General features: G+C 73.2%; 20 protein-coding genes. 7 read left to right on the top strand and 13 right to left on the bottom strand.

The features are described 5' to 3' along the window. Nucleotides 1–621 precede the first annotated feature (621 nt). Both AC068B_RS10750 and AC068B_RS10745 read left to right on the top strand, forming a co-directional pair. Nucleotides 622–1158, top strand: coding sequence for a phage tail protein (locus AC068B_RS10750; protein ID WP_478671261.1), 537 nt, complete (start codon nt 622–624; stop codon nt 1156–1158). A 2-nt stretch (nt 1159–1160) separates the two neighbouring features. After that, a complete protein-coding gene (locus tag AC068B_RS10745) occupies nt 1161–2351 on the top strand; it encodes an NADase-type glycan-binding domain-containing protein (RefSeq protein WP_478670581.1) in 1191 nt (396 codons plus the stop codon). Between the two features lie 93 nt (nt 2352–2444). Here the strand turns inward: AC068B_RS10745 and AC068B_RS10740 are convergent, their stop codons facing one another. From AC068B_RS10740 to AC068B_RS10725, 4 genes are all read right to left on the bottom strand, one after another. Further along, entirely contained in the window at nt 2445–3323 is an 879-nt protein-coding gene (locus AC068B_RS10740; protein ID WP_478670580.1) for a geranyl diphosphate 2-C-methyltransferase, read from the bottom strand. 16 nt (nt 3324–3339) lie between these two features. Further along, a complete protein-coding gene (locus AC068B_RS10735; protein WP_478670578.1) occupies nt 3340–4650 on the bottom strand; it encodes a family 2 encapsulin nanocompartment cargo protein terpene cyclase in 1311 nt (436 codons plus the stop codon). Beyond that, nucleotides 4610–6022, bottom strand: coding sequence for a family 2B encapsulin nanocompartment shell protein (locus AC068B_RS10730; protein ID WP_478670576.1), 1413 nt, complete (start codon nt 6020–6022; stop codon nt 4610–4612). The genes AC068B_RS10735 and AC068B_RS10730 overlap by 41 nt, the downstream gene beginning before the upstream one ends. 281 nt (nt 6023–6303) lie before the next feature. Further along, a complete protein-coding gene (locus tag AC068B_RS10725; protein ID WP_478670575.1) occupies nt 6304–7227 on the bottom strand; it encodes an LLM class F420-dependent oxidoreductase in 924 nt (307 codons plus the stop codon). A gap of 247 nt (nt 7228–7474) precedes the next feature. On the opposite strand from AC068B_RS10725, the gene AC068B_RS10720 reads away from it, so the two are divergent. Next, entirely contained in the window at nt 7475–7729 is a 255-nt protein-coding gene (locus AC068B_RS10720) for a hypothetical protein (RefSeq protein WP_478670574.1), read from the top strand. An 83-nt stretch (nt 7730–7812) separates the two neighbouring features. On the opposite strand, the gene AC068B_RS10715 is transcribed toward AC068B_RS10720, so the two are convergent. The 5 genes from AC068B_RS10715 to fes all read right to left on the bottom strand — a co-directional run bounded on the left by AC068B_RS10715 (nt 7813) and on the right by fes (nt 11992). Continuing rightward, nucleotides 7813–8301: a DUF6099 family protein gene (locus tag AC068B_RS10715; RefSeq protein WP_478670572.1), complete on the bottom strand. Its 489-nt coding sequence runs from the start codon at nt 8299–8301 to the stop codon at nt 7813–7815. 241 nt (nt 8302–8542) lie between these two features. Beyond that, entirely contained in the window at nt 8543–8887 is a 345-nt protein-coding gene (locus AC068B_RS10710) for a nucleotide pyrophosphohydrolase (RefSeq protein ID WP_478670570.1), read from the bottom strand. Next, the gene (locus AC068B_RS10705; RefSeq protein WP_478670569.1) at nt 8884–10047 is read right to left on the bottom strand and encodes an AAA family ATPase; all 1164 of its coding nucleotides are present in this window, start codon (nt 10045–10047) and stop codon (nt 8884–8886) included. Before AC068B_RS10705 ends, AC068B_RS10710 begins: the two co-directional genes overlap by 4 nt. Before the next feature lie 167 nt (nt 10048–10214). Beyond that, on the bottom strand, nt 10215–10607 hold the full coding sequence (locus AC068B_RS10700; RefSeq protein WP_055565886.1) for a cell division protein SepF: 393 nt from the start codon (nt 10605–10607) through the stop codon (nt 10215–10217). Further along, nucleotides 10604–11992, bottom strand: a complete 1389-nt coding sequence (fes, locus tag AC068B_RS10695; protein ID WP_478670567.1) for an enterochelin esterase — start codon at nt 11990–11992, stop codon at nt 10604–10606. The genes AC068B_RS10700 and fes overlap by 4 nt, the downstream gene beginning before the upstream one ends. 144 nt (nt 11993–12136) lie before the next feature. Between fes and cbiE the strand changes: the two genes are divergently transcribed. The 3 genes from cbiE to AC068B_RS10680 are packed head-to-tail and all read left to right on the top strand — an operon-like array spanning nt 12137 to nt 14872. Next, nucleotides 12137–13396, top strand: coding sequence for a precorrin-6y C5,15-methyltransferase (decarboxylating) subunit CbiE (cbiE, locus tag AC068B_RS10690; protein WP_478670566.1), 1260 nt, complete (start codon nt 12137–12139; stop codon nt 13394–13396). Nucleotides 13397–13402: 6 nt separating this feature from the next. Further along, a complete protein-coding gene (gene cobM, locus AC068B_RS10685) occupies nt 13403–14152 on the top strand; it encodes a precorrin-4 C(11)-methyltransferase (RefSeq protein ID WP_468567431.1) in 750 nt (249 codons plus the stop codon). Nucleotides 14153–14191: 39 nt separating this feature from the next. Beyond that, complete coding sequence (locus tag AC068B_RS10680) at nt 14192–14872, top strand: hypothetical protein (RefSeq protein ID WP_478670564.1); 681 nt, start codon at nt 14192–14194, stop codon at nt 14870–14872. On the opposite strand, the gene AC068B_RS10675 is transcribed toward AC068B_RS10680, so the two are convergent. Beyond that, nucleotides 14865–15989 carry a cobalt-precorrin-5B (C(1))-methyltransferase gene (locus tag AC068B_RS10675; protein WP_478670563.1) on the bottom strand — a complete coding sequence of 375 codons (1125 nt, stop codon included), beginning with the start codon at nt 15987–15989 and terminating at the stop codon, nt 14865–14867. The two genes, AC068B_RS10680 and AC068B_RS10675, sit on opposite strands and share 8 nt — an antisense overlap. 17 nt (nt 15990–16006) lie before the next feature. Between AC068B_RS10675 and AC068B_RS10670 the strand changes: the two genes are divergently transcribed. After that, nucleotides 16007–16753 (top strand): cobalt-precorrin-6A reductase, encoded by a 747-nt coding sequence (locus AC068B_RS10670; protein WP_478670561.1) that lies wholly within the window; start codon nt 16007–16009, stop codon nt 16751–16753. 126 nt (nt 16754–16879) lie between these two features. On the opposite strand, the gene AC068B_RS10665 is transcribed toward AC068B_RS10670, so the two are convergent. From AC068B_RS10665 to AC068B_RS10655, 3 genes are read right to left on the bottom strand one after another with little or no spacing between them, the layout of a single operon-like run. Further along, nucleotides 16880–18424, bottom strand: coding sequence for a precorrin-2 C(20)-methyltransferase (locus AC068B_RS10665; RefSeq protein WP_478670559.1), 1545 nt, complete (start codon nt 18422–18424; stop codon nt 16880–16882). After that, the gene (locus tag AC068B_RS10660; RefSeq protein ID WP_478671259.1) at nt 18421–19047 is read right to left on the bottom strand and encodes a precorrin-8X methylmutase; all 627 of its coding nucleotides are present in this window, start codon (nt 19045–19047) and stop codon (nt 18421–18423) included. The genes AC068B_RS10665 and AC068B_RS10660 overlap by 4 nt, the downstream gene beginning before the upstream one ends. Before the next feature lie 11 nt (nt 19048–19058). Then, the gene (locus tag AC068B_RS10655; RefSeq protein ID WP_478670558.1) at nt 19059–20327 is read right to left on the bottom strand and encodes a cobalamin biosynthesis protein CobG; all 1269 of its coding nucleotides are present in this window, start codon (nt 20325–20327) and stop codon (nt 19059–19061) included. Nucleotides 20328–20344 lie beyond the last annotated feature (17 nt).

Here is a 20344-nt window from a genome sequence, read left to right as displayed (position 1 = left end):
GCTCCCGGAACGCCGTACGCGCCCGTGTCGAACCCCTACTCCGACCCGAACGTCTACTCGGGCCCGAACCCGTACGCCAACCCGAATCCTTACGCCGACCCGAACCCCTACACCGGCCCGAACCCGTACGCCGACCCGAGCCCCGGCTCCGAGCCGAGCAGTGCCCAGCAGGCGGATGCCGCTCCGGGGAACCCCGGGCCCAGGCAGCCGACCCCCGCGGCCCCCGCCCCGGACCCGGCACCCGCACCCGCACCCGCACCCGCACCCGCACCCGCACCCGCACCCGCACCCGCACCCGCACCCGCACCCGCACCCAAAACCAAGCCCAAGCCCAAGACCGAGAGCAAGCCCAAGACCAAGGCTGAGGCCAAGACCGAGGGCAAGACCGAGCCCGCCCCCGCTTCGGTGTCCAAGGACGCTCCGGGCGCCTCGGTCACCTCGGGCGGCGCGCGTGCGTCATGGGTGAAGGCTGCCGGTGCCGGGGACGCTCCCTCCTCCCGGTCCGGGCACGCCTCAGGAACGGGCGGCGGCGGTTCCGGCGGCGGTGACGGCTTCGTGCCCGCCCCGGGGGCCGGGGACGGTGACGGCTCCGGCGGGTCGAGGCGCGGGTCCCTGTCGGAGCTGGGGTCCGCGCACCCCCTCGGGGACCAGTTGCCCGCCGTCTTCGCCGACGACGACTTCGCCCTGCGCTTCGTCTCCGGTCTGGACGTCGTGCTCGCACCCGTCTTCACCGTCCTGGACTGCCTGGAGGCGTACTTCACGCCCTCCCTGACGCCCGAGGACTTCCTCGGCTGGCTGACGGACTGGGTCGGCACGGAACTCGACGGCACCGAACCGCTGGCGACGCGCCGCCGCGCCGTGGCCTCCGCCGTCGAACTGCACCGCGTCCGCGGCACCCACCGCGGACTCGCCGCCGCAGTCGAACTCGCCTTCGGCGTACGCCCGGAGATCGCCGAGAGCGGCGGCGCGAGCTGGTCCGCACGCCCGTTGGGTGCCTTCCCCGGCACCCCGCGCCCCGCCCTGCACGTCAGCCTGCGCGTCCGCGACCCCTCATCGGTCGACCCGCACCGCCTGCGGGCCGTCGTCGCGGCGGCCCGCCCCGCCCACCTCCCCTTCACGGCCGAGGTGACCGCCACACCTTTCCCTGAAGGGACCTAGAGATGCCCGACCAGCACGAGACGGACGACATGCAGAACTCCCCAGCCAACACGATCCCGTGCCCCGAGTGCGGCACCCCGGCCCGCCAGCACGGCCAGTCCTTCTGCGACTCGTGCGGGGCCTTCCTCCGCTGGGACACCCCGGCAGGCACGTCGGGCCCCGCCCGCCCGGGCAACGCTCCGGCCGCGGACGGCTCCGCCGCGGCGCAGTCCGAGGCCGACGCGGGCCCCGCTGCCCCGTCCCCTCCCGCCGGTGTCTTCGGCCCTCCCCCCGCCGGTTCCACCGACACCACCGTGCCGCTGCCCCCGGCCGCCCCCGAGCCGACCGCGGGCCCGCCCCGGCCCAGCGACACCGCCATCCGGTCCCTGCTCGTGCCGGTGCCCGAGGGCTCCGAGCCCGTGGCGCCGGAGACTCCGGGCAGCGTGCTGCCGGGCAGGCCCGACGCGGCCCGGCCCCGCGTACGGCAGGCCGCCGTGCCCGTCGAGCCCGAGTCGGGAGCGCCCTGCCCGAGCTGCGGGACGCCCAACGCCCCCCGTCGGCACTTCTGCCGCAGCTGCGCGAACCCGCTCAGGGACAACACCACCCCGCTCGCCGAGGGCCCGTACGCGGGACAGCGCCCCCGGCTCCACCGCGACCGCACCCGCTGGATCGCCCGTGCCGTGGGCATCGCGGTGGTCGTCGGCCTGGTGGTGGGCGGGATCTTCGGCGGGCCACCGGCCGCGCGGGCCGTGCAGGACCACTTCGCGAAGCGGGTCCCCGTCCACCCCACCGACTACAGCGCCTCGCACGCCGCCCCCAAGCAGTCGGCCAAGCTCGCCTTCGACGGCTACAGCAACACCTGGTGGGGCACGGGTTACGCGGGCGACTCGGCGGGCCAGTGGCTGCAGGCCGACTTCGGTCAGCCCACCGACCTGCTCAACCTCCTGATCACGCCCGGCACTTCGCCGCGCAGCGCCCAGGCCGCCGAGCAGGCGAGGCCGATGGAGTTCGACCTGGTGGTCAACGACTCGGCGGGCAAGGAGCACGTGATGCACCGCCGGATCAACGACGGCGGTGTGCAGAAGATCGACGTGCGCGTACGGGACGCGGTGAAGGCACGCCTGGTCCTGCGCTCGGCCTACGGCACCGGCAAGAAGCGCCAGGTGGCCATCGCCGAGCTGGAGTTCTTCGGCCGCTCCACCGGTGGCCAGTAGAGAAACAGCGGCGGACGTGCGAGGTCCGGGGTCGTCGTCGGACGGCCCCGGACGTCGTTCTTGAGGTTCTTCAGCTCCTTGCGGCGGGCTCGGTCAGATGCGGTCGGCCGCGATCAGCACATACTGGAACGAGCCGTCCCTGTACGAGTTGATGAACGCCTCTTCGATGCCGGTGACCAGCGAGGACGTCGCCCGCAGCTCCCAGTAGGGCAGCGTCGCGTCCGTCAGGTCGACGATGGCCTGCGGCACCAGGCGGTTGTCGGCCATGGCCTTCAGATACTCCCTGCGGGAGTGGATGTTGCACTCGAAGTGCGCATTGATCTGGGAGACCCACTTCGAGGGCTGGCCGTAGCGCGGGTTCCAGCAGCCGGTGATGGTCACATAGCGGCCGCCGGGCGCGAGCACCCGGGAGTGCTCGGCGAACAGGTCGTCCAGATCGACGTACATGCTGGACTCGTTGTTCCACGAGGCCTTGGCCTGGCCGGTCTCGAAGGGCGTGTCGAGCATGTTGCACACGCGGGCGTGGACATGCTCCTCCATGCCGAGTTCGCGGGCGCGCCGGTTGGCGAAGTCGGCCTGCTTGGCCGAGAGCGTGACGCCCTCCGCCCGGCACCCGAACCGTTGGTGGGCCATGACCAACGAGCCGCCCCGGCCGCATCCCGCGTCCACGACGGTGTCGTCACGCCCGACGGGTCCGAGCTGGTCGAGGAGCACGTCGGTCTGCGCCGACTCCAGTCGGTGGAGCTCGGCGATCAGCCTCTTCTCGTACTCGCTGTCGCCCACGTCCCCCAGAGCGGCGTGGTCCACGTCCCCGATGCCGTAGTGGTGGTGGTAGAGCCCGTCGACGTCGCCGAGGCGCAGGTTCACTGGCCTGGCCTCTCCGTCCCAGTACCGGGCGATGTCCCCTTGGTAGGGGGACGCCGGGCCGGGGATGGAAAGGGACGTGCCGTTGGCGAGTTCAGTGCTGGTCACAGTGGTGTCGGCTCCTCTACCAGAAGTCGGGCAGGCTGTAGCGGTACGTGTTGGTCTGGTGCCAGTAGTGGTTGCCGTCGACCCAGACGGCCACTCCCCTGAGGAAGCGCAGCACGCTCGGCACGGGGCAGGCGGCCGCCAGGGCGGCGGCTTCGGCCTCGAAGGCGTGCATCAGGTCGTTGTGGACCTCGACCGCCTTCAGGTAGGCGTCCCGTTCGGAGACGTCCTCCCGTTCGGCGATCACCACGGGCAGGTTCAGATGGCGGCCCGGGCTTTCGAGTTCCTTGGTGTACGAGTACAGGTCGTTCACCACGGTCGTGGCGTTGCCCGCGAGGGCGATGACCCGCTGCATGGCCGCCTGCGCGTGCAGATCGGCGGGCAGTTCATAGCCACCGACGGTGTCGGTGATGGTGGGACAGGGGCGGAAGTTGTTGAACTGGCGCATCGCCAGGTACTCCCATACCTCGGGTACGTGGTCCGTCTCGGACCACGCGGCCTCGGCGAGGTATCCGAGGTGCAGTCGGGCCATGTCGTGCCGGAAGCGGTCGGCCTGGGAGGCGGTGGCCTGGCGGCTGAAGTACGCCATGGCGGAGCGGTAGGCGCGGCGCGGGGCGTCCGACTCGAGCGACTCGCGCCACGCCGGTTCGTACTCCGGTGTCGTGTGGAGGTCGTCGAGGGCCGTGTGGGCCAGCAGGAGGCGGCTGCCGAGGCCGACGGGCGAGCCGCCGTGGTCCTCGCAGTAGCAGTCGTCGACCGCGTTCTCCGCGACCATCAGGCGGGTGGCGATCATCAGGTGGTCGACGGTGGGGGCGTCCGGGTGGCAGGCGACCATGTAGCGGCCGACGGAGAAGCCGTCGAACTGGTCCTCCCACTCGGGCGGGAACGCCTGGACCTCGTCCACCGCCCACGCCTTGATCCGTCGGCTGACCTCCGCCACCCGCGCCGGGTCGGGCTCCTGCACGGGGTGGTGGTAGAGCCCCGGGATCGGCGTCCCTTTCGCCGGACCGGCGGCCTCCCCGGGAGCATCGGCCTCCACCGGCACCGCAGACTCCACCGGCACATCGGGCTCCACCGGCACCGCGGACTGCACCGGCGCCGCGGACTCCACCGGCGAGCCGGTCTCCACCCGCCTCTCCAGGCCCAGGTACAAGCCCGCCGTGCCCAGACCGCTCGGGCCGCGCAGAATCCTTTCCATGGCAGGGTTCGGGTGCAGGGTTGGCAGCCCGGAATCGGGCATCCGTAGCTCCTTGGTGAGGTGACTGGAGGGGCGGGGCGGGGCGGGCGGGCTAGTCGCGCCTGCGGGCGATCTGCACGTTCTCCAGCACACCGAGCGCGTCGGGCAGCAGAACGGCGGCCGAGTAGTACGCCGTGACCAGGTACGAGATGATCGCCTGCTCGCTCATGCCCATGAACCGCACCGAGAGGCCCGGCTCGTACTCCTCCGGCAGCCCGGTCTGGTGCAGACCGATGACTCCCTGGTTGTCCTCGCCGGTACGCATCGCGAGGATCGAGCTGGTGTTGTCCTCGGAGATGGGAATCTTGTTGCAGGGCAGGATCGGTACGCCGCGCCAGGCGGGGACCAGCTGGCCGCCGAGGTCGACGTTGTCCGGGTAGAGCCCGCGGGCGTTGAAGCCCCAGCCGATGGCCGCGATGGTCCTGGGGTGGGCGAGGAAGAACTTGGTGCCGCGCCTGCGGCAGAGCAGATCGTCGAGGTCGTCCGGGGTGGGCGGGCCGGAGTGGGGCTGGATCCGCTGCTTGAAGGCGGCGTTGTGGAGCAGGCCGAACTCACGGTTGTTGACCAGCTCGTGCTCCTGGCGCTCGCGCAGCGCCTCGATGGTGAGCCTGAGCTGTTCCTCGGTCTGGTTCATCGGCCCGTTGTAGAGGTCCGCGACCCTGGTGTGGACGCGCAGCACCGTCTGGGCGACCGAGAGTTCGTACTCCCGCGGGCGGGCTTCGTAGTCCACGAAGGAGCCCGGCAGCCGCGCCTCGCCGACGTGGCCCGACGACATCGCGATCTCGGCCTCGCCGTGCCGGGTCTGGCGCGGCACGGAGCGCGCGGCGAACTCCTGCAGATGGGTCCGCAGGCTCGGAGCGGCGGACGTGAGCGCGGCGAAGTCGGCGCGGGACAGGGTCAGCAGGGTGCCGGAGGTGGCCGCCGTGGCGGTGTACCCCCACCGCGCGTCGTCGTCCAGCAGGGCTTCCTCGCCGAACCGGCCTCCGTCGGCAAGCACGGCCACGGACACCTCGTCGCCGTACTTGCCGACGGAGGTCTGGTTGATCCGGCCGTGGGCGATCAGATGGATCTGCTCGGCGGGGGCGCCCCGCTCCACGAGCACCTCACCCGCACGGAAGTCGCGCTGCACGAACCGGTCGGCGATCGCCGTCAGCACCTCGACGTCGTCGAAGTCGCGCAGCAGGGCCAGCTCGCCCAGCTCGCGCGGGACCACCCGGACGTCGGCGCCGTCCTGCACGAACTCGATGCACCCGTCTCCGACGGTGTAGGTCAGCCGCCGGTTCACCCGGTACGTGCCGCCCTTGGTCTCCACCCAGGGGAGCATCCGCAGCAGCCACCGGGAGGTGATCTCCTGCATCTGCGGGGCGGACTTGGTCGTGGTGGTGAGGTTGCGGGCCGCCTCGGTGCTCAGGCTGGTCCGCGGAGCAGGCTCCAGCCGCTCTTGCGGGCTGGTCTCAACGGTCATCGGGCGAGCTCTCCTTACGAGATGAGGAGATACGTGGGTGAATCCGGGATTCCGCCCGGATCCGTTGGGAACGCTAACGGCCGGTTCGCCCAACTCGCCTGGAAATGTTGCTCAGTTACCTCGATGCAGCGATCTTGCTGCCTCACAGGTTTATCCGACTGTCCGCCTGCACATAGACCCCTCACAAGTTCACAAACTCCGCATGGCCCCCACCACGCAAAGTGGCCGCCGGGCACCGGAGGGGTGAGCCCGGCGGCCACGTACAGGGGCCGACCGATGGTCTACGACAGCTGCGACTGCACCTGCGAGGAGATGATCTCCAGGTGGTCCAGGTCGGCCAGGTCCAGGCACTGGAGGTAGATGCGGCTCGCGCCGATCGCCTCGTACCGCCCGATCTTGTCGACGACCTCGGCGGGAGAGCCCGCGAGGCCGTTCGCCTTGAGGTCGTCCACGTCGCGGCCGATCGCCGCCGCACGCCGGGCGACCTCCGCGTCGTCCTTGCCGACGCACACCACAAGCGCGCTGGAGTACACCAGGTCGCCGCCCTTGCGTCCGGCCTGCTCGGCGGCGGCGCGAACCCGGCCGAACTGCCGCTCGCTGTCCTCGACCGAGGCGAAGGGGATGTTGAACTCGTCGGCGTACTGCGCGGCGAGGCGCGGGGTGCGCTTCGCGCCGTGGCCGCCGATCAGGACCGGCACCTTGCCCTGGGCGGGCTTGGGGAGGGCCGGGGAGTCGGTGAGCTGGTAGTGCTTGCCGTCGTGGCTGAACGTCTGGCCGACCTCCGTGCCCCACAGCCCGGTGACGATCTCCAGCTGCTCCTCGAGGCGTGCGAACTTCTCCTTGGGGAAGGGAATGCCGTACGCCTTGTGCTCGTCCTCGAACCAGCCCGCGCCCAGCCCCAGTTCGACCCGGCCGCCCGACATCTGGTCGACCTGCGCCACCTGGATGGCGAGCACACCGGGCAGCCGGAACGTACCGGCCGTCATGAGCGTGCCCAGCCTGATCCGCTTGGTCTCCCTGGCGAGCCCGGCGAGCGTGATCCATGCGTCCGTGGGCCCCGGCAGGCCGTCGGCGGACCCCATGCGGAGGTAATGGTCCGAGCGGAAGAAGGCGTCGAACCCGAGGTCCTCGGTGGCCTTGGCGACGGTGAGCAGGGTGTCGTAGGTGGCCCCTTGCTGGGGCTCGGTGAAGATTCGAAGATCCATGGCTCCATCCTGCACGCTCGAACGCCCGTCAACCGCGCCGGTCCCGCCGAACCCCCACCGCCCCGGTCGGGTGAAAATCCGTCAACGCGGCGGCGGCCCGGGCCCGCACCAGTGACCACGCCCGACGCATGATCGTTGGCTCGGGCGGAGCCGGACCGCCCGGCACCCGCACCGGCGGCCGCTGCCGGGGCGTCGCCTGCACCAACTGCCTCTCCCCCTCGGGAGGGCGAGGGCCGAGGAGGCCGTCATGTCCAAGGAAGCCGTGCCCGAGCAGGGGGCCGCGCACGATGCGCCCGTGCCCGCCCAGCAGGGCGCACCCAAGGGCCTGCTGCAGCAGATGGAGGAGTTGATGGCAGCGCTCAACGCGGATCTGACCCAGCTCGACGCCGATCTGCAGCAGTCCGCGCCCGCCGGATCTGCCGCGCCCGCCGGGCCACCCGACTCCGACGCCTCTTCCGCAGACACCCGTCAGCAGAGCGGCGAAGAGCCCGGCCGCCGCTGAGCGCACCGGCGCTCCCCCGCAGCCCCCGCACCGCACGCCGCCTCCACGACCCTGCCCCGCGGCGGGGTCGGCCCGGAGCCTTCTCATGCCGGTCCCGCCGCCGAGTCGGGCTCGGGCTCGGGCTGTCCCTGCTCCCGCACCGCGAGTCTGCGCAGCATCTCCACCACACGGTCCCTGGACTCGTCGGCCGCGTCGATCGCCTCCATACACTGCCAGTACACCCCCTCGTCCTCGGCGCCCATGGCGACGCCGACGAGCGCGATGCCGACCTCGCCGAGGAGCCTGCCGAGCCCGAGCAGGACCTCGTGCGCGTCGCCCGTCCCCGTCAGCCTCGCCGCGCGTATGTCCTCCGTCCCGAGGCGTGGGGCGTCGAGCACCCCGCAGGCTCTGCCGCCGACTTCGCTCAGGCCCAGTGCCTCGCCCCGTAACTCAGGAGGCCCCGCTACCGCGAGGTGGCTGCCGATCGCCTGCGCGAGAGCTTGCGACTGCCAGACCTCCACGACGATGTCCGCGGGGTCCTGACTGCTCGCCAGAGCGCGGCGGTTCGCCTCGATGAGCCGCATAGCGTTCATGACCCGGCCCCTCCATCCCGCGCGCACTCGCCGCACGATTGCCCGAACTCCCCTGTCCACTACCCAGAGTGAGGCCCAGCCGGGCGAAAAGCCAGGGGAGGTCGGAAATCTGTGGACACACAGTGGAGTTTGGACAAGCCATCCACTCCGGAGAGTGACGAAAATACCGGAATGGAGGATTCCGAGGTGCCTTCGGGAGGCGCGGGGAGGTTCGGGGAGGCCCTGGGAAGCGCAGGGAGGTTCAGGGAGATTCAGGGACCCCCGGCACCGGGAAGCGCCGCTCGTTGCGCTCGATCTTCGCCGCGAGCGCGGCCAGCGCGTCGATCCCCAGGACTTCGCAGAACTGCAGCAGGTACGCGAGGACGTCGGCGACCTCGTCCGCCACCCGCGGCGCCGTGTCCGGGTCGTCCATCACCCGGGCCGACTGCTCGGGGGTCAACCACTGGAAGATCTCGACCAGTTCGGAGGCCTCCACGCTGAGCGCCGCGGCCAGGTTCTTAGGAGTGTGGTACTGCTCCCAGTCGCGCGCCGCCGCGAACTCGGCAAGCCTGCGCTGCAGTACCGCCACATCAAGTCGTTCCGTCACGGTTCCAGGTCTACCACCGAGGCCCCCGCGTCCGCCGCCCAGGACGTGTCCCCCACCGCCCCGACCAGCCGGATGTGCCCGCGCCCGCAGGTGCGCGCCGCCAGTTCGCCGAGGGTGCGCGCCTGCCGTGCGTCCAGGCGCCGGTCGAGCCCGTCGGCGAGCACCGTGAGGGTCTGGTACGCCAGCGGCACCTCCGCCACCGGGTCGACGGCGAGCACACCGGGCCCGGTGAGCAGGACCAGCGACAGCGCCAGGTACCGCAACTCGCCGTCGCCGAGCCGCGCGAGCGGCGTGCGCACACCGCCGCCCCGGTCGATGAAGGCGACCACCGCGCCGTCCTCCACCTCCTCGGCAAAGACGTCAGCGACTGGTCCCGCACACCCGGAACGCACCGCCGAGACCAGCATCGCGTGACGTACCGCGCACTCGGCACGGGTGCGCCACAGGACTTCGGCGAGGTTGTCGCAGCCGCCCAGGAGGCGGCCCGAGCCGATGAGGCCCGCGGGGACGGGGGCGCGCATGCGGCTGGGCCGCGGGTCGCACGCGTACGCCGAGCGCAGGGCGACCACGACCTGTTCCGCCGCCGCGAGCACCAGGCGCTGCCCGTCGGTCTTGCCCGCGACGCGCAGCGGCACGAGCGCCGTGCCGAGCCGGTCGTCCGGCATCGGGGCGCGGGTGACGGGGGCCGCGCCCGCGGTGTGCCAGGCGGCCTGCACCACGCGTCGGCCCGGGTCCCGCAGCGCCGTCTCCAGGAGCACGAGACCGCCCCGGGTCAGCCGCTCGCCGACGACCCGCAGTTCGGGCTCGGCCTGCACGGCGAGGTCGAGCCGGACGGCTCCCGCGGGCCCGTCGACCGTGCAGCCGATGCGGAATCCGCGCCGTCGCTGGCCGTCGGCGCGGGCGCGCTCGGGCACGCACGCCACGGGATCCGCGAAGACGTCGGGCAGTTCCGCCCCGGCGCAGAGCCGCGCCAGCGCCTCGTACGCACCCAGCGCACTGGACTTTCCACTGCCGCTCGGCCCGGAGAGCAAGGTCATCGGGCCGAGCGGGAGCACCGTGGCGCGGTGTCCGGCGAAGGCGGACAGGCGCAGTTCGGTGACCTGCGGCCGGTCCTGGACCGCCGATGGCTCCGCGGCCGACATGCGGGAATGCACCGTCATGACCGGAAGGTAGGCGGCATTACTCCCGGCGAACCGTTACGCCCAACCGACCTTCCTACGATCGGGGGATTCCCGTCGAAGAGCCTCCGTGTGGATCACCGAGAGGCTAGGGCTCGAAAGCGCCACGCCACGGCCGTACGGGCCCTGCGCGCCCCTGAGAGCCTGAGTCAGGACTGCGCGACCGCCTCCACCAGGCCCTGGACCTCCGTGCCGGGCGGCGCGAGGAGGAAGACGTTCTTGTCGACCCGGTGCATGCCGCAGTTGAGTCCGAGGACCACGCCGCTGCTGAAGTCCAGGACGCGCTTGGCGACTTCGGTCTCGGCGCCGGTCAGGTCCAGCAGGACCGGGATCTGGGCCATCACGGTCTCGGCGACCTCACGGGCGTCCGAGAAGACGTTGACCCGCATCACCACGAAGCGGCGGCGCGTCTCGGTCTCCGCGTCGGGCAGCGCGCGGTGCCCCGGCCAGGAAGGCCATTCGTTGCGGCTGCGCAGCGGTACGACCTGGGCGAGCCCTTCCCACTGTTCATCGGTGACGTCGTGGCGCTGACTGCTGCTCACTTGCCCACCCCGTCCTGGCTCGTACTTGTTCTCTGCACCGGCCAATTCTTACGCCAAGTCACCCGTTCAGCCCAACAGCGACACGGACGGCCCCCTATACCGGTCATCGTGAAGTTCGCCACGCCCAGAAGGCGCACCAGCCCGTCGGCGAGGCCGCCGCGCCAACAGGCGTAGTCGTGACCGCCGTTGAACTCCGTGAGGGAGGCGGTGTGACCGTGGGCGGCCAACGTCTCGGCCATGAGACGGCTGTGGTCGACCATCGAACCTTCGTGCAGGCCGACGTCGAGGTGGACGCGGAGGGGCGGGCTCGGCGTCGCGGCGGCGAAGAGTTCGGCGAGCCAGGGGATTTCCTCGGCGGGCACCGTTTTCGGTACGCCGTGCGGCAGTCCGGGCCGCCACCACAGCGACGGGGACTGGGCGAGGACGGCGCCGAACCGCTCGGGCCTGCGCAGACCCGCGTACAGGGCGGTGAGTCCACCGAGGCTCTGGCCCGCGACGACGGTGCGGGCCGGGTCGGCCGTCAGGGGCCAGCGCGCGGCCGCCCAGGGCAGCACCTCGTCGGCGAGGAACCGGACGTAGTCGTCGCGGGCGGTGAGGTCCTGCCAGCGGGTGAGGCGGTCGACGGCGTCGGGCGCGAGGACGACGGGCGGCGGTACGGCCCGGTCGGCGACGAGCGCGTCCAGGGTGTCCTGGAGCGCGAGCCGCCCGAACCACATGTCGCCGTCGCTCAGGACGACCACGGGGCTGTCGGGCCGCGGGCCGCCCGGCGGCAGCTGGACCCAGACGTCGCGCCCGGCGCCGAGCACGCCCGCGGGCAGGCGGTGCCGTTCGACGCGGCCACGCGGGATGCCGTCGCGCCGCTCGGTCCACGGTTGGGCGGGCGCGTCGGGCAGGGCGAAGACGGAGCCGTCGGGCTGCCCCCAGCGGTCACCTATCCGGCGGGGGTTGAGGGGGTCGTGGGCCGCGTGGGCCGACAGGGCGCGGAGCCGGAGCTGCCGGGCTTCGGGGGCGGCGGGGAGGTCGCCGGGCGTGAGGTCGGCGGCGATGCGGTACGTGCCGCGGTGGTCGGCGCGGAGCCTGAGCGTGCGGTGCCAGACGTCCGTGCCGGTCAGCGGGGTCAGCAGGGCGTCGGCGAGGCGTTCGCGGTCGACGAGGCGGTTGGCGAGCAGCAGGACCTGGCGGGTGGCCCGGTGCCCGCGCCACAAGAAGGTGACGGCGCGGTGCAGGGGGTCGCCGTCGATCGGTTCGATCAGCGGGGTGCCACCGCGTGACTCGACGTCCTTCCAGAACGCTTCGAGGAGGGCGGGGCGCTCGTCCTCGGTGGCGCCGGAGACGCGGGTGGCCAGGGCCTGGAGGGTGGGGCTGAGCCCGACAGCAAGATCCATGAGTTAGTTAGCTTAGCCTAAGCTAACTATCGAAATGGTCATGGCGGACCGCTCCGAGCAGCTCGCGATAAGAGGACGGCGCCGGGTCCCCAGTAGAGTGCGGCTGCGCAGTCCCTTCCCAAACCCCGAGGTCAGGTACCAGCAGTGACCCCCGCACCGCCCACAGACATACCGGCCGTCGCCGTCGTCGGGATCGGGGCCGACGGCTGGGAGGGACTCCCGGCCGCCTCGCGCGCCGCACTCGCCGAAGCCGACGTCGTCATCGGCGGACCCCGCCAGCTGGAGCTGCTGCCCGCCGGGCAGTGCCCCGGCGAGCGCGTGCCCTGGCCCTCCCCGCTCCGGCCCGCGGTACCCAGCCTGCTCGCCGCCCACGCGGGCCGCCGCCTCGCCGTCCTCGCCAGCGGCGACCCCATGTTCTACGGCATCGGACGCGCCCTCACCGAGGAGCTCGGCGCCGCCGCGCTGCACGTGCTCCCGCACCCCTCCTCCGTCTCCCTGGCCTGCGCACGCCTCGGCTGGCCCGTCGAGGACACCGAGGTCGTCACGGTCGTCGGCCGCCCGGCCGCGCGGCTCGCCGCGGCGCTGCACGACGGCCGCCGCGTCCTCGTGCTCAGCGCGAACGCGGCCACGCCCGCCGAGATCGCCGCCCTGCTGCGCGAGCAGGGCTTCGGACCGAGCAGGCTGCGCGTACTCGAACAGCTCGGCGGCGCGGACGAGCGGTCGCACGACGGCGTCGCCGACACCTGGTCGCACACGCCCGGCGACGCGCTGAACGTCGTCGCGGTCGAGTGCCGCCGCTCCCCCGACGCGCTGCGGCTCGGCGTCGTGCCGGGCCTGCCCGACGCCGCGTACGAGAGCGACGGACAGCTCACCAAGCGGTACGTCCGCGCCGCCACGCTCGCCGCGCTCGCGCCCGCCCCCGGCGAACTGCTCTGGGACGTGGGCGGCGGCTCCGGCTCGATCGCCGTGGAGTGGCTGCGCGCGCACCCGTCGTGCCGTGCCGTCACCATCGAGAAGAACGCCGTGCGCGCGGAGCGGATCACCCGCAACGCCGGACGGCTCGGCGTGCCGGGCCTGCGCGTCGTCACCGGCGCCGCACCGGCCGCGCTCGCCGGACTCCCCACGCCGGACGCCGTGTTCATCGGCGGCGGCCTCACCGCGCCCGGCCTCCTCGACGCCGGGTGGGAGGCTTTGCCGCCCGGCGGCCGCCTCGTCGCCAACACCGTCACGCTGGAGTCCGAGGCGCTGCTCACCGAGTGGTACCGGCGCCACGGCGGCGAGCTGGTGCGCCTCGCGGTCGCACAGGCCGTCCCCGTGGGCGGCTTCACCGGCTGGCGGCAGGCCATGCCGGTCACCCAATGGTCCGTCACCAAGGCAACCAAGGCACAGAACAGCAGGAGTTGACCACACATGACCGTGTACTTCATCGGCGCGGGACCCGGCGCCGCCGACCTGATCACGGTCCGCGGCGCGCGCCGGATCGCCGCCTGCCAGGTCTGCCTGTACGCGGGCAGCCTGGTGCCGCGCGAGCTGCTCGCCGAATGCCCGGACGGGGCGCAGCTCGTGGACACCGCGCAGCTCAACCTGGACGAGATCACCGCCGAGTTGGTGCGCGCGCACGAGCGGGGACTCGACGTGGCGCGGCTGCACTCGGGCGACCCGTCCGTGTTCAGCGCGGTCGCGGAGCAGATGCGGCGGCTCGACGCGGCCGGGGTGCCCTATGAAGTGGTGCCCGGCGTCCCCGCGTTCGCCGCGGCGGCGGCCGCGCTGAAGCGGGAGCTGACCGTGCCGACCGTCGGCCAGACCGTCATCCTCACGCGCATCGCCCAGCGCGCGACGGCCATGCCCGAGGGCGAGGACCTGGCCACGCTCGGCCGCAGCGGCGCGCTCCTCGTCCTGCACCTGGCCGCCGGATACGTCGACCGCGTGGTGGAGGAGCTCCTGCCGCACTACGGCGCCGACTGTCCGACCGCCGTGGTCGCCCTCGCCAGCCGTCCCGACGAAGTGATCCTGCGGGGCACGCTGGAGTCCATCGCGGGGCAGGTTAAGGAGGCGGGCATCGTGCGGACCGCCGTCATCATGGTGGGGCGGACGCTGGGGGCCTCGCAGTTCCGTGACAGTCACTTGTACTCGGCGGAACGGGACCGTCACGTGTGCTGACGGTCCCGGCCGCCCGGAGCGGCGGAGGTGCCGGTGCGGATGTCGGTGGAAGCTTCGGCGGGCGGCAGAGCCTGGTTACGGACGGTCGGCGCGCTGACAGGGATCGCCGCCTCGGTTCTGATGTGCGGCCTCGCGGTGGTCACCGTGGTCCTCGTGCCCACGTGGTGGCCGCACCCCCTGGTGCCCGTCGTCGCGGGGCTGCCGCTCCTGGCCACGGGGTTCGCGCTGGTCCCCGTGTGCTTCATCTTCCTCGGCGCCTGGCAGTTCGGCGCGGCCGCGCTCGCACAGTGCCTGCTCGCCCTGGGGCTGCTGGCCTTCCTCGACCAGGCCGTGCTCGACGTATGGGGTGAGCCGGTGGAGACCGTGGTCACCAAAGCCGTACGGCACGAGAGGAACGGTCCGGCCGGCAACGTCACCGGCACGTGGTGGGAGTGCTCGCTGCGCGGGCCCGACGGCGCGGAGCTCGAAAGGCCCCTGCGGGAGTCGGACTTCTTCCCGGTGGGCGACGCGTGCCCGGCGGGTGCGGAGCCGGGCGACCGGCTCGTGGTGTACGCGGCGCCCGGCGGGTTCGCCGCGCCGCAGACCAACGCGCCGGTCGGGGGCGCGCCGGCGGTCGCCGCGCTCGTGGTCGCCGCCACGGCGACGGCGGCGGCGTTCACGGCCTCGGGGATGCGGCGCCGGGCCGCGGCGACGGGCGGCGACACCGCCCCCGTCACTTGAGGGCGCTGCGCCCCACGACGGTCCCCGCCCGGTCGATGCAGATGACGTCCACCACGACCGGGGCTCCCCGCAGTACCCCGAGGGCCTCGTCACGGGCCGTCTCCGCCACCAGATCGCCGAGCGGCACCCCGGCCGCCGCGCACAACTGCAGTGCGGCGAGGCCCGTGTTGGCGTCGGCGATCCGCGCCGCCAGCTCCTCGGAGGCGCCGCCGCGCCGGGCGAGGCGGGCCAGGAACCCCTTGTCGACCTGGGAGCGGGCCGAGTGCAGGTCCAGGTGGCCCGCCGCAAGCTTCGACAGTTTGGCGAAGCCGCCGCAGATGGTGAGCCGGTCGACGGGATGGCGGCGCACGTACTTGAGGACCGCGCCCGCGAAGTCCCCCATGTCGAGCAGCGCGTCCTCCGGCAGCTGGTACTCGGCGACGACCGTCTTCTCCGACGTCGACCCGGTGCATCCGGCCACATGCGTACGCCCGGCCGCCCGCGCCACGTCCACGCCGCGCCGGATCGAGTCGATCCACGCCGAGCAGGAGTAGGGGACGACGATGCCGGTCGTCCCGAGGATGGACAGGCCGCCGAGGATGCCCAGGCGCGGGTTCCAGGTGGAGCGGGCGATCTCCTCGCCGTGGTCGACGGAGAGGGTGATCTCGACGTCCGGCGTGGCCCCTGCGCGGGCGGCGACCTGCGCCACGTGGTCCCGCATCAGCTGCCGCGGCACGGGGTTGACCGCGGGCTCGCCGACGTCCAGGGGCAGCCCGGGGCGGGTGACGGTGCCCACGCCGGGGCCCGCCTTGAAGACGACGCCCGCACCGGCGTGCAGCCGCCGCACCGTGGACCGCACCAGCGCGCCGTGGGTGACGTCCGGGTCGTCGCCCGCGTCCTTCACGATCCCCGCCATGGCGTGGGAAGCGCCCAGTTCCTCGGCGGCGAGCGCGAAGGCGGGCGTCTGGCCCTTGGGCAGCGTGATGGTCACCGGGTCGGGGAAGTCGCCGGTGAGCAGCGCCGTGTACGCGGCCGTCGTGGCGGCGGTCGCGCAGGCACCGGTCGTCCAGCCGGACCGCAGACCGGTGTGCTTGAGTTGGGCGCTGCGCCCGCCCTTGGCCTTAGCTGCCTCACTCATGAAGGAAACCGAACTCCGTGCACGTACTGATTCTGGGGGGAACGACCGAGGGCCGCCGTCTGGCGGAGCTCCTCGTCGACGAGGCGGGGGTGCGGGTGACCAGTTCCCTGGCGGGCCGGGTCGCGGCGCCCCGGCTGCCACCCGGCGAGGTGCGCGTCGGCGGCTTCGGCGGGGCCGAGGGGCTGGCGGCGTGGCTGGCCGAGCACCACGTGGACGCGCTCATCGACGCCACCCATCCTTTCGCCGGGACGATCTCGTTCAACGCGGCGAAGGCCGCCGCGCTCGCCCATGTTCCCCTGCTCGCCCTGCGGCGGCCCGGCTGGGTCGCGGAAGAGGGTGACGACTGGCACCCGGTCGGCTCCCTGGAGGAGGCGGCACGGGTACTGCCCGCGCTGGGGCAGCGCGTGTTTCTCACCACCGGGCGGCTGGGGCTTGCCTCTTTCGCCGGGCCTGAACTGGCTGGTCTCTGGTTCCTCGTACGTTCCGTCGACGCGCCCGAGCCGCCGTTCCCCGCGCGCATGGAGGTGCTCCTCGACCGGGGCCCGTTCACGCTCGAAGGGGAGCGCGAACTGCTGCGCCGCCACCGCGTCGACGTGGTGGTGACGAAGGACAGCGGGGGCGTTGCGACGTCGCCGAAGCTGGTCGCTGCGCGCGAGGCGGGGGTGCCGGTGGTGGTCGTCCGGCGGCCCGCCGGGCCGGAGGGCATCGCCTGCGTCGCCACGCCGGAGGCAGCGATTGCCTGGGTGTGTACGCTGCGCGGCTAGGTGCGGGTCCCATGTGGCTGGTCGCGCAGTTCCCCGCGCCCCTAAAAGCGCGGGTCCGCGCCCCGTAAGGGGCGCGGGGAACTGCGCGAGCAACCACTACGCGCCCGCAGGCGACGCACAACAGGCCTACCCCTCGGGATACCTCCGCGGCGTCCAGACGATCTGCTCCCCGCCCCCGCGCCGCTTGACCCACTGGGTCTGGGAGGAGCCGACGATCAGGAGCGTACGCATGTCGACCTCCGACGGATCAAGGTCACCGAGGCGCACCACCCGCACGCTCTCCTCGGGACCCCCGACGTCCCTGCCGAGCACCACGGGCGTATCCGGCGTCCGGTGCTCCAGCAGAAGCTCCCGCGCCTTGCCCACCTGCCAGTTGCGGCTCCGCGAGCCCGGGTTGTAGAGCGCGAGGACCAGGTCGGCGGAGGCCGCCGCGGCCAGCCGCTCCGCGATGACCTCCCACGGCTTGAGGCGGTCCGAAAGGGAGAGGGTCGCGTAGTCGTGGCCGAGCGGCGCGCCCGCGCGGGCCGCCGCGGCGTTCGCGGCGGTCACTCCGGGGAGCACCCGGACCGGGACGTCGGCGAAGAGGTCCTGCGAGGCGACCTCCAGGACGGCCGTGGCCATCGCGAAGACGCCGGGGTCGCCGCCGGAGACGACCGCGACGCGCCGCCCGCGCCGCGCGAGCTCCAGGGCGAACTCGGCGCGCTCGGACTCCACGCGGTTGTCGGAACCGTGCCGCCGCTGGCCGGGCCGGTGCGGCACCCGGTCGACGTACGTGGTGTAGCCGACCACGTCGTCGGCGGCGGCGAGCGCGCCGCGCGTCTCGGGCGTCAGCCACAGCGGGCCCGCGGGGCCCGTGCCGACCACGACGACCTCGCCGCGCTCCGGGGTCTCCTCCGCGGGGGCGGGCACGGGGCCTCCAGTCAGCGGCGCGACCCGGCTCGGGAGCACCGCCACCGAGAAGTAGGGCACCGAATCCGGGTCCACCTCGGCGAGGCGGCCGGTGCGCTCGCCCGCCATGGTGGCCCGCTCGACGTAGCGCGCCTCGTCGAGGCGGCCCGCGCGCTCCAGGGCGCCCCGCACCTTCCCGAACGTGCGGCCGAGCTTCATGACGACCGCCGAGTCCGTCGCCGCGAGGCGCGCGGCCAGCTCCTCCTCGGGGAGGGTGCCGGGCAGGACCGTGAGGACTTCCTCGGCCTCCACCAGGGGCTCGCCGAGCCGGGCGGCCGCGGCGCTCACCGAGGTGACGCCGGGGATCACCTCGGTCTCGTAGCGGTGCGCGAGGCGCTTGTGCATGTGCTGGTAGGAGCCGTAGAAGAGCGGGTCGCCCTCGGCGAGGACGGCGACCGTGCGGCCCGCGTCGAGGTGGGCGGCGAGCCGGGCCGCGGCCACTTCGTAGAAGTCGTCGAGGGCGCCGCGGTAGCCGCCGGGGTGGTCGGTGCTCTCCGTGGTGACGGGGTAGACCAGCGCTTCCTCGATGTGGTCGGCGCGGATGTGCGCGGCCGCGATCGAGCGGGCGATGGAGCGGCCGTGCCGGGCGGAGTGGTACGCGACCACGTCGGCGGCGGCGATGACCTCCACGGCGCGCAGGGTCATCAGCGACGGGTCGCCGGGGCCGAGGCCGACGCCGTAGAGCCGCCCCTGCGGGCGCTGTTCGGTGGGTACGCCGCTCATTCCGCTTCGCTCGCAATCGCGTTGATCGCCGCCGCGGCCATCGCGCTGCCGCCGCGACGTCCCCGTACGACCAGGTACTCCAGACCGGAGGTGTGCTCGGCGAGCGCGTCCTTGGACTCGGCGGCGCCGACGAAGCCGACCGGGATGCCGAGGACGGCGGCCGGGCGCGGCGCGCCCTCCTCGATCATCTCCAGGAGGCGGAAGAGCGCGGTGGGCGCGTTGCCGATGGCGACGACCGAGCCTTCGAGGCGGTCGCGCCAGAGTTCGAGGGCGGCGGCGCTGCGGGTGGTGCCGAGCTGGGCCGCGAGGTCGGGCACGGACGGGTCGGCGAGGGTGCAGATCACCTCGTTGTCGGCGGGCAGCCGCTTGCGCGTGACACCGCTCGCGACCATGTTCGCGTCGCAGAGGATCGGCGCGCCGTCGCGCAGCGCCTTGCGGGCGTCGGCGATCACGCGCGGGCTGTAGGAGAGGTCGCGCACGAGGTCGACCATCCCGCAGGCGTGGATCATCCGGACCGCGACCTGGCTGACGTCGGCGGGCAGGCCTTGGAGGTCCGCCTCCGCGCGGATGGTGGCAAAGGACTCGCGGTAGATCGCCGCGCCGTCCTTCTCGTAGTCGAACACTGTGCTCTCGCTCATCTCGTGGCCGTTGGTTTCGTGGTGGTACGTGCCGTGGTGACCTGCTCGGTCAATGTGCCGCCCGTCAGAGGCGTCCGGTCCTCGCCGGGGACGCGCACCGTCACCTCGTACTGCCCGTCGCCGGTGGCGAGGACGTCGACCCAGTCGCCCCACGGGTGCCCGCAGCGGCGTTCGCAGCCGGACCAGTGGACGGGCAGGCCGCCGAGGCCGGGGACGGCGTCGGCGCGTACGTCGGAGAGGGACTTGGCGCAGCCGGGGCGTCCGGTGCAGGCGCCGACGCCCAGCCAGGGCGATGCGGCGTCGGTGATGTGCCCGGCGTCGGCGAGCACGGCGAGGCGCTCGCGGGCCGCGGATTCGTCGGCGAAGCCGGGGACGACGAAGCCGCGCCAGGGCGTGACGCGCAGTTCGTCGGCGGGCAGCGGCAGGAGGGCCCGCCACTCGGCGGCGGTGACGCGGCCGAGGGGGGCGCTCACGACGACGGCGTCGCCGATCGCCCCGGGTGCCTGCGGGGCGCTTCGGGAGACGGTCCAGGGCTCGGCGCGCACGGCGTCGATGCCCGCGCGCTCCAGTGCTCCTGCGAGGTCCACGCGCTGCTCGCGGGGCAGCTCCCCCACCCGCCAGGCGCCGTTGCCCGCGGCGGTCGCGGCGGCGTGGAAGGCGCCCGCGGCGGTGAGCGCGGCGCGGGGGGCGTCGACTCCGGCGACCCGGAACGCCAGGCCGCCGACGCGGACGACCGCCGTCCCGCCCGATTCTGCGATCAAGGTCACATCGCCGCCGAGGCCGACGACGTCCCCGCGCCCGTCGTCCAGGGCGAAGAGGAAGCGGCCCGAGAGCTCAGCGGTCCAGTCCTCGGAACACAGGAGTCCGTCCAGCTCACGGGCCCACAACTGCACGTCACCACGGCCGATTCGGTCGATGCCCGCGAGCGGTGACGCCACCACGTTGCGGATGCGCTCGTGCCGCTCGGAGGGGAGCAGGCCCGCTGTCGAGAGCAGCGCGGAGAGTTCGCCGCCGCTGGTCTCGCCGAGGCCCCGCAGCTCGATGTTGCCGCGCGAGGTGATGCTGAGGCAGCCGTCCGCAAGACGCTCCGCCGCGGTGACCAGCGCCTCGGCCTGACGTGTCGTCAAAAGACCTGCGGGCAGCCGGAGTCGGGCGAGGAAGCCGTCGTCGGCGCGGTGCAGGCGGAGGGCTCCGGGGCAGGCGTCACCCCGGTCGCGTATGGGGGATTCGCCCTGGTCTGGGGAGGGTGCTGGGGTGGGCGGCATGGCGGCGAGCATACCCA

The organism is Streptomyces sp. NPDC042371, assembly GCF_056437465.1.
The sequence above is the reverse complement of the archived record's forward strand: the minus strand, read 5'-3'. Positions and strand labels throughout refer to the sequence as shown.

What these genes read in the sequence shown, in the direction of transcription:
- AC068B_RS10745 (WP_478670581.1), top strand. Translation starts at nt 1,161, where the DNA reads ATGCCCGACCAGCACGAGACGGACGACATGCAGAACTCCCCAGCCAAC.
- AC068B_RS10730 (WP_478670576.1), bottom strand. Translation starts at nt 6,022, where the DNA reads ATGACCGTTGAGACCAGCCCGCAAGAGCGGCTGGAGCCTGCTCCGCGG.
- AC068B_RS10725 (WP_478670575.1), bottom strand. Translation starts at nt 7,227, where the DNA reads ATGGATCTTCGAATCTTCACCGAGCCCCAGCAAGGGGCCACCTACGAC.
- AC068B_RS10720 (WP_478670574.1), top strand. Translation starts at nt 7,475, where the DNA reads ATGTCCAAGGAAGCCGTGCCCGAGCAGGGGGCCGCGCACGATGCGCCC.
- AC068B_RS10715 (WP_478670572.1), bottom strand. Translation starts at nt 8,301, where the DNA reads ATGAACGCTATGCGGCTCATCGAGGCGAACCGCCGCGCTCTGGCGAGC.
- AC068B_RS10705 (WP_478670569.1), bottom strand. Translation starts at nt 10,047, where the DNA reads ATGACGGTGCATTCCCGCATGTCGGCCGCGGAGCCATCGGCGGTCCAG.
- fes (WP_478670567.1), bottom strand. Translation starts at nt 11,992, where the DNA reads ATGGATCTTGCTGTCGGGCTCAGCCCCACCCTCCAGGCCCTGGCCACC.
- cobM (WP_468567431.1), top strand. Translation starts at nt 13,403, where the DNA reads ATGACCGTGTACTTCATCGGCGCGGGACCCGGCGCCGCCGACCTGATC.
- AC068B_RS10680 (WP_478670564.1), top strand. Translation starts at nt 14,192, where the DNA reads ATGTCGGTGGAAGCTTCGGCGGGCGGCAGAGCCTGGTTACGGACGGTC.
- AC068B_RS10675 (WP_478670563.1), bottom strand. Translation starts at nt 15,989, where the DNA reads ATGAGTGAGGCAGCTAAGGCCAAGGGCGGGCGCAGCGCCCAACTCAAG.
- AC068B_RS10665 (WP_478670559.1), bottom strand. Translation starts at nt 18,424, where the DNA reads ATGAGCGGCGTACCCACCGAACAGCGCCCGCAGGGGCGGCTCTACGGC.
- AC068B_RS10655 (WP_478670558.1), bottom strand. Translation starts at nt 20,327, where the DNA reads ATGCCGCCCACCCCAGCACCCTCCCCAGACCAGGGCGAATCCCCCATA.